12 protein-coding genes are annotated in these 11,290 nt (G+C 64.9%); 7 read left to right on the plus strand and 5 right to left on the minus strand.

Going from position 1 to position 11,290, the window contains the following annotated elements; all coding sequences use genetic code 11:
- Positions 1-13 precede the first annotated feature (13 nt).
- The 3 genes from LRP30_RS20010 to hflX all read left to right on the plus strand — a co-directional run bounded on the left by LRP30_RS20010 (position 14) and on the right by hflX (position 3,355).
- Positions 14-1,384, plus strand: coding sequence for a sigma-54 dependent transcriptional regulator (locus LRP30_RS20010; protein WP_027558046.1), 1,371 nt, complete (start codon positions 14-16; stop codon positions 1,382-1,384).
- Positions 1,385-1,694: 310 nt separating this feature from the next.
- Positions 1,695-1,943, plus strand: coding sequence for an RNA chaperone Hfq (hfq, locus tag LRP30_RS20015; RefSeq protein WP_007591126.1), 249 nt, complete (start codon positions 1,695-1,697; stop codon positions 1,941-1,943).
- Between the two features lie 11 nt (positions 1,944-1,954).
- A complete protein-coding gene (gene hflX / locus LRP30_RS20020; protein WP_249761448.1) occupies positions 1,955-3,355 on the plus strand; it encodes a GTPase HflX in 1,401 nt (466 codons plus the stop codon).
- A gap of 133 nt (positions 3,356-3,488) precedes the next feature.
- Here the strand turns inward: hflX and mazG are convergent, their stop codons facing one another.
- On the minus strand, positions 3,489-4,343 hold the full coding sequence (gene mazG, locus LRP30_RS20025; protein WP_249761449.1) for a nucleoside triphosphate pyrophosphohydrolase: 855 nt from the start codon (positions 4,341-4,343) through the stop codon (positions 3,489-3,491).
- 125 nt (positions 4,344-4,468) lie between these two features.
- Here mazG and queC point away from each other — a divergent pair, with 125 nt between their 5' ends.
- Positions 4,469-5,182 carry a 7-cyano-7-deazaguanine synthase QueC gene (gene queC / locus LRP30_RS20030; protein WP_249761450.1) on the plus strand — a complete coding sequence of 238 codons (714 nt, stop codon included), beginning with the start codon at positions 4,469-4,471 and terminating at the stop codon, positions 5,180-5,182.
- A gap of 241 nt (positions 5,183-5,423) precedes the next feature.
- Here the strand turns inward: queC and LRP30_RS20035 are convergent, their stop codons facing one another.
- The 3 genes from LRP30_RS20035 to nthA are packed head-to-tail and all read right to left on the minus strand — an operon-like array spanning position 5,424 to position 7,086.
- The gene (locus tag LRP30_RS20035; protein WP_164939260.1) at positions 5,424-5,801 is read right to left on the minus strand and encodes a nitrile hydratase accessory protein; all 378 of its coding nucleotides are present in this window, start codon (positions 5,799-5,801) and stop codon (positions 5,424-5,426) included.
- Complete coding sequence (nthB, locus tag LRP30_RS20040) at positions 5,801-6,460, minus strand: nitrile hydratase subunit beta (RefSeq protein WP_249761451.1); 660 nt, start codon at positions 6,458-6,460, stop codon at positions 5,801-5,803. The genes LRP30_RS20035 and nthB overlap by 1 nt, the downstream gene beginning before the upstream one ends.
- Positions 6,457-7,086 carry a nitrile hydratase subunit alpha gene (gene nthA, locus LRP30_RS20045; protein ID WP_249761452.1) on the minus strand — a complete coding sequence of 210 codons (630 nt, stop codon included), beginning with the start codon at positions 7,084-7,086 and terminating at the stop codon, positions 6,457-6,459. The genes nthB and nthA overlap by 4 nt, the downstream gene beginning before the upstream one ends.
- A 240-nt stretch (positions 7,087-7,326) precedes the next feature.
- Here nthA and LRP30_RS20050 point away from each other — a divergent pair, with 240 nt between their 5' ends.
- The 3 genes from LRP30_RS20050 to LRP30_RS20060 all read left to right on the plus strand — a co-directional run bounded on the left by LRP30_RS20050 (position 7,327) and on the right by LRP30_RS20060 (position 10,835).
- The gene (locus tag LRP30_RS20050; protein WP_249761453.1) at positions 7,327-8,799 is read left to right on the plus strand and encodes a DASS family sodium-coupled anion symporter; all 1,473 of its coding nucleotides are present in this window, start codon (positions 7,327-7,329) and stop codon (positions 8,797-8,799) included.
- A 229-nt stretch (positions 8,800-9,028) separates the two neighbouring features.
- Positions 9,029-10,180, plus strand: coding sequence for a methionine ABC transporter ATP-binding protein (locus LRP30_RS20055; RefSeq protein ID WP_249761454.1), 1,152 nt, complete (start codon positions 9,029-9,031; stop codon positions 10,178-10,180).
- Entirely contained in the window at positions 10,170-10,835 is a 666-nt protein-coding gene (locus LRP30_RS20060; RefSeq protein ID WP_128944195.1) for a methionine ABC transporter permease, read from the plus strand. Before LRP30_RS20055 ends, LRP30_RS20060 begins: the two co-directional genes overlap by 11 nt.
- A 151-nt stretch (positions 10,836-10,986) precedes the next feature.
- Here the strand turns inward: LRP30_RS20060 and LRP30_RS20065 are convergent, their stop codons facing one another.
- Complete coding sequence (locus LRP30_RS20065) at positions 10,987-11,205, minus strand: hypothetical protein (RefSeq protein WP_249761455.1); 219 nt, start codon at positions 11,203-11,205, stop codon at positions 10,987-10,989.
- Positions 11,206-11,290 lie beyond the last annotated feature (85 nt).

Below are 11,290 nucleotides of genomic sequence, written 5' to 3' on the forward strand. Positions count from 1 at the left end.
GCAGGCGCGACCCATGGCTAGTGAAATTCTGATTGTCGATGATGAGGCCGATATTCGGGATCTCGTTGCGGGCATTCTCGAAGATGAGGGGTTCGTCACAAGGACGGCACGCGACAGCGATACGGCCCTGGCCGAGATCGCCAATCGCAGGCCGCATCTGGTGTTCCTCGACATCTGGCTCCAGGGCTCCAAGCTCGACGGCTTGCAGCTCCTGGAGCAGGTCAAGAAGGACAACGCCGATCTGCCGGTCGTGATGATCTCCGGCCACGGCAACATCGAGACCGCGGTCGCCGCGATCAAGCGCGGCGCCTACGACTTCATCGAGAAGCCGTTCAAGGCCGACCGGCTGATCCTGGTCGCGACCCGAGCGCTGGAGAACTCGCGGCTCAAGCGCGAGGTCAAGGAGCTGAAGCAGCTCGCGCCGAGCGCCAGCCAGCTCGTCGGCCGCTCGCCCAGCATGAACCAGCTGCGCCAGACCATCGAGCGCGCGGCCAAGGCCAACAGCCGTATCCTGATCGTCGGCCCCGCCGGCGCCGGCAAGGAGCTGACGGCGCGCACGCTGCACACCGCCTCGGGCCGGGCGGACGGCCCCTTCGTCGTCATCAACGCAGCCGCGATCACGCCCGAGCGGATGGAGCATGAGCTGTTCGGCGTCGAGCAGTCCAACGGCGAACAGCCGCGCAAGCCCGGTGCGCTCGAGGAAGCCCATGGCGGCACGCTGTTCATCGACGAGATCGCGGACATGCCGCGCGAGACCCAGAACAAGATTCTGCGCGTGCTGGTCGAGCAGTCGTTCCAGCGCGTCGGCGGCACCGCCAAGGTGCAGGTGGACGTCCGCATCATCTCCTCCACCGCGCGCAATCTCGAAGAGGAGATCGCGGCCGGCCATTTCCGCGAGGACCTCTATCATCGGCTCTCGGTGGTGCCGATCCGCGTGCCTGCGCTGTCGGAGCGGCGCGAGGACATTCCGGAATTGATCGACTACTTCATGGAGCAGATCTCGGCCGGCAGCGGCCTGCCCAAGCGGCAGATCGGGCAGGACGCGATGGCGGTGCTGCAATCGCACGTCTGGCCGGGCAATGTGCGCCAGCTCCGCAACAACGTTGAGAGAGTCATGATTCTGGCTGCGGGCGGGCCCGAGGTCATCATCACGGCCGACATGTTGCCGCAGGACGTCGGCTCCATGGTGCCGGCGATGCCGACCAGCAACAATGGCGAGCACATCATGGGCCTGCCGCTGCGCGAAGCGCGCGAAGTATTCGAGCGCGACTATTTGATTGCACAGATCAGCCGTTTCTCAGGAAATATTTCTCGCACGGCCGAGTTTGTTGGCATGGAACGTTCGGCGCTGCATCGGAAGCTGAAGGCGCTCGGTGTCGGCTAAAGCGTTTTCGAGCGAAGTGGGTACCGGTTCGCGTAAAGACAGCGCGTCAAAACAAGATCTCGCGCCGCGACGTTGCGGTGAGACATCAGGGATAAGCGAGGAAAATCATCGATTTCCGTAGTTTTTCGGGGCAAGACGGCGAGGGCTGGCGCGTGAAGCGGCTTGCCTAATAACTCCACCTGTCCTCTAATCGTACAGCTGTTCCTTCCGAGGGGGATCTCATGAGGGACGGCAACCGGGAAAGGCCCCGCATCAACCAAAACAGGGGCGCAACCGGCGCAATAAAAAGAAACTCAAAGCGAGAAAAAAAATGGCGGCAGACCGCGCACAAAACCTACAGGACACCTTCCTTAATCACGTTCGCAAAACCAAGACGCCACTAACGATCTTTCTGGTCAACGGAGTGAAGCTCCAGGGCATCGTGACCTGGTTCGACAATTTCTGTCTGCTGCTTCGGCGCGACGGTCATTCGCAGCTCGTCTACAAGCATGCGATCTCGACCATCATGCCGGGCGCTCCGATCCAGTTGTTCGAAGGCGGCGAGGATCAGCCGGCTTGAGAGTGCTCTGATTGGAACCCCGGAATTTCGACGGGGACGCCGACCGTCCGCGGTCGGCAGGGGCTAAGCAGACGGGGCGGGTGCTGGTCATCGGCCCCTACTTGCGAGTGCGTGCGGGCAGTGCCGACGCGCAACCGGAAAGCCATGGCTTGTCCAACCAAGTCCAGCGCGACGCCGAGGCCCGGCTCGATGAAGCCGTGGGCCTCGCGCGCGCGATCGATCTCGTCATTGCCGATGCCATCATCGCGCCGGTCAGCCAGATCCGCCCTGCCACTTACATCGGCAAGGGCAAGGTCGAGGAGATCGCCGCGCTGGCCAAGAGCCTCGATGTCGAGTTGGTGGTGATGGATTGTGCGCTGGCGCCGATCCAGCAGCGCAATCTCGAGAAGCAGTTGCACGCCAAGGTGCTCGACCGCACCGGGCTCATTCTGGAAATCTTCGGCCGCCGCGCCAAGACCAGGGAAGGCTCGCTCCAGGTCGAGCTCGCCCATCTCAATTACCAGCGCTCGCGCCTGGTGCGCTCCTGGACCCACCTCGAACGCCAGCGCGGCGGTTTCGGATTCATGGGCGGCCCGGGCGAGACGCAGATCGAAGCCGACCGCCGCCTGATCCAGGAGCGCATCTCCAAGCTCGAGGGTGAGCTGAAGAAGGTGCAGGCGACGCGGCGGCTGCATCGTGCGGGACGCCAGCGCGTGCCGTACCGCGTCGTGGCGCTGGTCGGCTACACCAATGCCGGCAAGTCGACGCTGTTCAACCGCCTGACCCGCGCCGACGTGCAGGCCGCCGACATGCTGTTCGCGACTCTCGATCCGACCCTGCGCGCACTCAACCTGCCGCACGGCGGCAAGGCGATGCTGTCCGACACCGTCGGCTTCATCTCCAACCTGCCGACACAGCTCGTCGCCGCCTTCCGCGCCACGCTGGAGGAGGTGCTGGAGGCGGACGTCATCCTGCATGTGCGCGACATCTCGCATGAGGACGCCGAGGCGCAGCAAAGCGACGTCGACGCGGTGCTGCGGCAGCTCGGCATCAATCCCGACGATTCCGGCCGCATCATCGAGGTCTGGAACAAGATCGACCGTTACGATGCCGAGCAGCGCGAAGAGCTTTTGAACATCGCCGCGCGCCGGCCCGCGGACCATCCGGCCATGCTGGTCTCCGCGGTGTCGGGCGAGGGCGTCGACGCATTGCTCGCCGCGATCGAGGAACGGCTCGCCGCCAAACGCACCACGCTCGATCTCTCCATCGACGCGGCCGATGGCGCCGGCATCAGCTGGCTGCACCGCAATGCCGAGGTGCTGGCGAAAGAGCTGCACGACGGCCGCTTCGACATGACGGTGCGGGTCGACGAGACCAAGCGGGAGATCGTGGTGTCGCGGTTCGATGCGGTGCCGCATCTGTCGGCCACATAGCAGCCGTCGTCCTGGCGAAAGCCAGGACCCATAACCACAGGCCAATGCAATTCGCACCCTGCTTGCTCCAGCGGGCCTCAACATCTTGCATTTGGGGCAATGGGTCCTGGCTTTCGCCAGGACGACACTGAAGTTACCGGCGAACTTCCTTGCGTCCCTCCGACGCCGGCTTCTCCTCGTCCTTCGCCGCATTCCATAGCGCATCCATCTCCGCCAGCGAGGCCTGCTCCAGGGTGCGGCCCTGCGCCTCAAGCGCACGCTCGATATAGGCAAAGCGCCGCTCGAACTTCGCGTTGGTTGCACGCAGCGCGGCCTCCGGGTCAGCGTCGACATGGCGGGCGAGGTTGACGAGTGCGAAAATCAGGTCCCCGGTTTCCTCTGCCAGCTCCTGCTTGTCATTTCGATCCAGCGCGGCCTCGATCTCGTCGGCTTCCTCGCGGATCTTTTGCAGCACTGCGCGCGGGTCGTTCCAGTCGAAGCCGACGGTGGAGGCCTTGCGCTGCAACTCCATGGCGCGGGTCAGAGCGGGCTGGCCGGCCTTCACGCCCGACAGCAGCGATTTGTGCGCCGGCGCGTCCTCCGGCGGCCGGCGCGCGGCGCGCTCGGCTTTCTCCTCGGCCTTGATGCGGTCCCAGACTTCATTGACGTGAGAGGAGGCGAGATTGCCGTCCTTGTCGGCGAAGACGTGGGGATGACGCCGGATCATCTTGCGGGTGATGGCCTCGACGACGTCGCCAAAAGCGAACGCGTTCTGCTCCTCAGCCATCCGGGCGTGGAACACGACCTGCAACAGGAGGTCGCCGAGTTCTTCACGCAGATCGTCGAGATCGCCGCGTGTGATCGCATCGACCACCTCATAGGCTTCCTCGATCGTGTAGGGCGCGATGGTCGCAAAATTCTGCTCGAGGTCCCAGGGGCAGCCGGTCACCGGCGTGCGTAGCGCCGCCATGATCTCGATCAGGCGGGAAATGTCGCGGGAAGGGGTCATTGCGGGCGGTCTCCTGGCTCTAAAGCCTTATGCCAAAAGCGGGCGGCCGTTCCCAGCGGGGCGCGGCGGAACAGGCCGATTTCCACCGATTGGCGGGCGGTCTGCGCAGTGCTAAAGCGCGGGCCATGAGCGACGCATTTTCATCACAGACCGCCTTGGTGCTGTTCTCCGGCGGCCAGGATTCCACCACCTGCCTCGCCTGGGCGCTCAGCCGCTTCGCCCGCGTGGAGACGCTGGGGTTCGATTACGGCCAGCGCCATGCCATCGAGCTCGCCTGCCGTGACCGCCTGTTCGAGGGCATCAAGGGCCTGCGCGCGGATTGGGCCGCAAAGCTCGGCGAGAGCCACACGCTGTCGATCCCGACGTTGGCGGCCGTGTCCGAGACGGCGCTGACCCGCGACGTCGCGATCGCGATGGGGGCCGACGGCCTGCCGAACACGTTCGTGCCGGGCCGCAACCTCGTGTTCCTGACCTTTGCCGCGGCGCTGGCCTACCGGCGCGGCATTACCCATATCGTCGGCGGCATGTGCGAGACCGACTATTCCGGCTATCCCGATTGCCGCGACGAGACCATCCGCGCCATGCAGGCCGCGCTCTCGCTCGGCATGGCCAAGCAGTTCGAGCTGCATACGCCGCTGATGTGGATCGACAAGGCGGCGACGTGGAAGCTCGCGCACGACCTCGGGGGCGAGGGGCTTGTCGACCTCATCCGCGAGCAGTCGCACACCTGCTATCTGGGCGAACGCGGCGCGCAGCACGAGTGGGGATACGGCTGCGGGGAGTGCCCGGCGTGCAGCCTGCGGGCGAAAGGGTGGCGGGAGTTCGTGGCGGGGCGCTGAGACTACAAATTCGGGTCATCACCTGCGAAAGCGGGTGATCCAGTGTCCTAGAGACCGTGCTTGAGCCGAGAGGCCGCGGCGTAATGGGTCGCCCGGTCAAGCCGGGCGACGACAGGCGGAGAGAACCCGCGCTCTCTCCGCCGTCATTGCGAGGAGCTCTTGCGACGAAGCAATCCAGACTGCCGCCGCGGAGGGATTCTGGATTGCTTCGCTGCGCTCGCAATGACGAACTCAGCGAGACCTACCGAAAATCCTCCGGCCGCAGCTCGATCGGCTTGCCATGCGGCGTGCGGTCGGCGGCGTGGTCCCAGGCGTCGCGGTAGCGGTGCAGCGTCTCCGTCGAAGCGACGCCCTTGCGTGCGACGAGGCCTTCCAGCGTGGCGAGCCAGTGCAGGTAGTAGGTCTCGCCCGTATCCGGATCGCCGGCCGCCTGCGCCCGCTTGATCTCGTCGGCGAGCGCTGCGGCCCATTCCGGCCAGGTGAACACACCGCGTTCGTGCAGGCTCAACGCCATCGCAAACGCGTGCGCCTCCCAGGGCGCGCGGAACACCGGGCCGTCGTCGTCGCGAGGAATGCTCGGAATCGCCGCCGTTGCGGCGGCAGCAAGCGTGCGGCTCATCACGCCGGGTCCAGATAGGGCTCGAACGCGTCGATGGAGACCTTCGAGGTCGGATCGCCATCCGCGCCCCAGAGATCGCGACCCTCGAACACGACGGTGTAGAGCCATTGCGGATTTTCGCCTTGCTCCATCGCGGCCGTGTCAGGAAACACGTGGCAGCCATGGTTGAGCTCGACGACGCCGACATGGCCGCGCACATAGCGCGGCAGCCGCGTATGCGTCGCCGGATGAATGTTCTTGGCGCGTACACGGTCGCCGATCGCAAATTTCGCAGGGGCCGGGGCAGGGCGGGCGAACTTACCGCGCACCATCACGCGCTCGACATTGGCGAGATCGAACTTGCCGTGCTTGAGCGCCTTTGCGGGCTGCATCGCGTGGCCGGCGGCGACCTCCTCCCGTGTGAGATAGCCCTTCTCGACCAGCATCTCCTCGAGACCGAGGAACCATTTCTTGTAATAGGAGCTCGAGAGATAGACATGCGGCGGGAGCGTTTCGCGATAGAAGCGCGAGGTGTCGATGTTGAAGGCGCCGGCCGCACCCATCGCGCGCACCATGGCGAGGACACGCGCTTCCCATTCCGCGTGGAACATCGGCTCGTTCGGCTCGGGCTCGACCTTGCCGAACCCGTCCATGCCGCCCATGTCGTGCACGCCGTTCACGACGGTGCTCCCGGCGTCTTGGGAAAGCCGGTGCCGATCATGGAGTCGCGGGTGACGAGCTCGGCAAGCTGCTCCTCGCTCCAGCCCTCGGTGCCTTCGGGCCGCATCGGCAGCACCAGGAAGCGCGTCTCCGCGGTGGAATCCCACACTCTTATTTCCATGTCCTTGGGCAACGTGACGCCGAAATCGGCGAGCACGCCGCGTGGATCCTTGACCGCACGCGAGCGGTAGGGCGCGGCCTTGTACCAGACCGGCGGCAGCCCGAGCATTTCCCAGGGGTAGCAGGAGCACAGCGTGCACACGACCATGTTGTGGCGCTCAGGCGTGTTCTCGATCACGACGAGATGATCGCCGACGCGGCTGACATGGCCGAGCGTGCCGATGGCCTTGCTGCCGTCCTCCAGCAGCGCCTTCTTGAACGCCGGATCGGTCCAGGCCTTGGCGACGACGCGCGCGCCATTGTGCGGGCCGATCTTGGTCTCATAGGCCTGAATGATGGCATCGAGCGCAGCCGGCTCGACATAGCCTTTTTCGGTCAGGATCGTCTCAAGCGCGCGCACGCGCAGCTCGGTCTCCGACAGTTCGGAATGGTCGTGATCGTGGTGATGGTCATGATCGTGGCTCATGGGACAAAGGATAGGCGCAATGGTCCGTTTCTGTCGAGCGTTCGTTGCAGTGCAATCCGGCCACGTGGTCGTGACGCCGTTGGCGCGCTGGCATCGCCGGTGACATGACGAAAACCGCTTTCAAACCGGCCCTGGACAGCCATTGATATCGTCGTGGACAGTCCTTATACGCCGCGCTGGGACAAAAGCCGGCCCGGTCAACGGGCCGCACGGCGCGACGACAATCGAGGGGGAAGGCCCATGACCGCTAGCTCACAGGCGTCTGAGGCGAACGGGTTTCGCTGGAAGCTGATCGCGCCCCTCGTGGTGTGGCTGGCGATCTATCTGTGGCCGGTACCGTCGGGTCTCAATGTCAATCAGTGGCACTATTTTGCCGTGTTCGCGGCGGTCATCACCGGGCTCATCCTGGAATCGATGCCCGTCGGTGCAGTCGGGTTCATCGGTCTCACGGTCGCGGGCGTCGCCGGCTATATCGATGCCGATCCCACGAAATCGCTGCGCTGGATGCTGGCGGGATTTGCCGAGAGCACTGTGTGGCTGATCGTCGGCGCCTTCGTGTTCTCGATCGGATATCGCAAGAGCCAGCTCGGCCGGCGCATTGCGCTGGTGCTGGTGCAGCGGCTCGGCCGCAACACGCTTGGCCTCGGCTATGCGGTCGCGATGTCGGACTTCCTGCTCGCGCCGGCGACTCCCTCGAACACCGCGCGCAGCGGCGGCATCGTCTATCCCATCATCAGCAACATCCCGCGCATCTATGGCTCCGAGCCGGGACCGACTGCCGGCAGGATCGGCACCTATGTGATGTGGACCGCCTTTGCGGCGACCGCGATCACGAGCTCGCTGTTCTTCACCGCGCTCGCACCCAATGCGGCAGCGCTTGCGATCGCCAAGAAGACGGTCGGAATCGAGGTGAGCTGGGGCCAGTGGTTCGTCGGCTTTGCGCCGCTCGGCATCCTCCTGATGGTGCTCGTGCCGCTGCTCAGCTATCTGGTGTGCCGTCCCGAGGTGAAGCGCAGCCCGGAAATCTCGGAATGGGCGGCGAAGGAGCTCAGCGCGATGGGCCCGATGTCGCGCAACGAATGGATCATGCTCGGCCTGATCGTGCTGGCGATGTTCCTGTGGATCGCGGGCTCGAGCCCGGACATCCACGTCCCCGTGCTCGGCTCGAACTTCGTCAACGCCACCACCGTCGTGTTCATCGTGATCTCCTTGATGCTGGTGACCGGCGTGATCGAGTTTGCCGACATCGTCGGCGAAAAGAGCGCCTGGGAAGTGTTCTTCTATTTCACCTCGCTGCTGACGCTGGCCTCGGGCCTCAACGAGATCGGCTTCATCAAATGGTTCGCGAGCGAGTACGCCAAGCCGCTCGCGGGGCTGTCGCCATCGACCGCGATGCTGCTGCTGGTCGCGCTGTTCTTCTGGATCCACTATTTCTTCTCGAGCATCACCTCGCATGCGGCCGCCGTGCTGCCGGTGGTGCTGGCGGTCGGATCCGGCATCACTGATCTGCCGGTCACGACGCTCGCCATGCTCTGCATGTATTCGCTCGGCCTGATGGGCGTGATCTCGCCTTACGCGACGGGACCTGCGCCGATGTATTTCGGCAGCGGTTACATCGGCAAAGGCCAGTTCTGGGGCTTCGGCCTGATCTTCGGCCTGCTCTATTTCGCCGGCCTCCTGCTGATCGTGCTGCCCTGGTTGCAGGTCCACTGAGCCGCGCCGGAGGCTCTTGGCCTGGCAGATGAATTTTCTCCCCGAGGGCGGGATTTGGAAAACTTCATCCAACTCCCGCAGATATCTGACATTGCAAGACGGACCTGAAAGGGCGATGGTGCGTGCTGCGGTGCAGCGCGCTTTCCGAGCCCTCATCGCGGTTCCAATCCCGTCGCATGATTGCGACCAGGCTTCCCCGCGGATTTTGCGGGCAAGCGAACCATTGTGCATGAAGGCCACCACCATGAACGCCCACCAATCGCTTGCGATCGGACAGCCGATCCAGACGCCTGAAGCGATTTCGCCTGCCGCGACCGAGCTGGACGCGATGGTCCGTTTCGCCGGCATCTCAAAGACCTATCCAGCCTATCGCGGCAAGCCCGGCGTCAACGCGCTGCAAGACATCGACTTCGCGATTCCACGCGGTTCCATCACCGGCGTGATCGGTCGCTCCGGGGCGGGCAAATCGAGCCTGGTCCGGCTGATCAACGGGCTGGAGAAGCCGACCACGGGCTGCGTCATCGTCGACAACAGGGACATCTCGGCGCTCGCAGGGCGCGAATTGCGGCTGGCGCAACGCTCGATCGGCATGATCTTCCAGCACTTCAACCTGCTGTCGTCGCGCACGGCGGCTGACAACATCGCGCTGCCGCTCGAGATCGCCGGGTGGGGGAAGGCCGACATCAAGGCCCGTGTCGCCGAGCTGCTCGCGCTGGTCGGCATCGCCGACAAGCACGACCGCTATCCCTCGGAACTCTCCGGCGGCCAGAAGCAGCGCGTCGGCATCGCGCGGGCGCTGGCGACGCGGCCGAGCGTGCTGCTGTCGGACGAGGCGACCTCCGCGCTCGATCCGCAGACCACACGCGCGATCCTCGATCTGCTCGCCAATATCAACCGCGAGCTCGGGGTGACCATCGTGCTGATCACCCACGAAATGTCGGTAGTGCGTCAGCTCGCGAAGGAGGTCGTGGTGCTTGATGCCGGCCGCGTGGTCGAGAGCGGCGATGTCGCCGACATCTTCACCCATCCCAGGCACCCGATCACGCAGTCCTTCCTGGCGGAGGTGATCGGCGACAGCCTGCCGGTGTCGCTGGCGAGCCGCATTGTTTCGGAGCCGGTCGCGGGTGGACAGGTCGTAATCCGCGTCCAGGTCCGCGGCGCCGGCGCCAGCGATACGCTGGTGGCGCGGCTCGCCCGTGAGCTCGGCCTCGACGTTGCACTGCTCTCGGCGCGCATCGACGAGATCAGCGGCCAGCACGTCGGCTCGCTCGTTCTCGGCATTCCTTTTGGCATGTCTGGCGGAGAGGACGCGGCGACGCGGACGCTCGCCTGGTTGTCTCAATATCAATTCCCGGCGGAGCGTCTCGGCCATGTCGCCTGAACTCATCAACCTGATCGCCCAGGCCACGGGCGAAACCCTGTTCATGGTCGGCATCGCGGCGCTGCTCGGCACCGTCTTCGGTCTGCCGCTCGGCGTCTTTCTTGCGACCAGCCGGAAGGGGGAGCTGTTCGCCGCACCTGCCATCAACGGCGTGCTCGGCGTCATCGTCAACGCGACGCGGTCCACGCCCTTCATCATCCTGGTCGTCGCCATCATCCCGTTCACGCGCCTCGTCGCCGGCACCTCGATCGGATCGACGGCGGCGATCGTGCCGCTGACCATCGCTTCGACGCCGTTCATCGCGCGCCTCGTCGAAGCCGCGATCCGCGAGGTCGACGCCGGCCTCATTGAAACGGCGTCCTCGTTCGGGGCCTCGCCGATCCAGATCGTGCTCAAGGTGCTGATCCCCGAGGCGCTGCCGGGCCTGGTGCTGGCGCTGACGCTCGCGGTCGTCAGCCTGCTCGGCTATTCCGCCATGGTCGGCGCCGTCGGCGGCGGCGGCCTCGGTGATCTCGGCATCCGCTACGGTTATCAGCGCTTCATGCCGGAGATGATGCTGGCCGTCGTCGTCGTGCTGATCGCGCTGGTGCAGCTCGTGCAGAGCGCGGGCGATTATCTGGCGCGTCGCGTCAACCGCCGGCTGCGGCACCGCTGATATCGTTTCCAGATGTTGCGGACGGGCAGATTCTCGTCCGTCTGGAAACATTCCAAAATCGAAACGCGACTGGGCGCATTCGCCGCACATGCTGCGCACACGTCTGGAGGGATTCTAACCGCGTTCCTATCGCACTCCGAAACCGCCTGAGTTAGGGCGGGGCATCAAAAATGATACCGGCAAAGCCGGCAGTGCGTGGGGCTTCCAAGACGTGACCGACTTCCAACTTTCTTCGCGTGATGACACGCGTCGCCGACAGATTCATCTTCTCTTCTTCGGTGCGGTCAGCACATTTGCTCTCTCCGTGCCGCTCGATGACTTGCAAGCCCAGACGCAAATTCCCGCTGTCACCGTCGACGCGCCAGCCCAACGCGCTCGCCCCGCGGCGATTGCATCGTCACGCAGATCGGCGGCGACACGCGCCTCTCGCGCCAATCGTCGCGCTCCGGCGCAGC

Origin of the sequence: Bradyrhizobium sp. C-145, assembly GCF_023375135.1 — a bacterium.
In the GTDB taxonomy this organism is placed as follows: Bacteria; Pseudomonadota; Alphaproteobacteria; order Rhizobiales; family Xanthobacteraceae; genus Bradyrhizobium; species Bradyrhizobium zhanjiangense.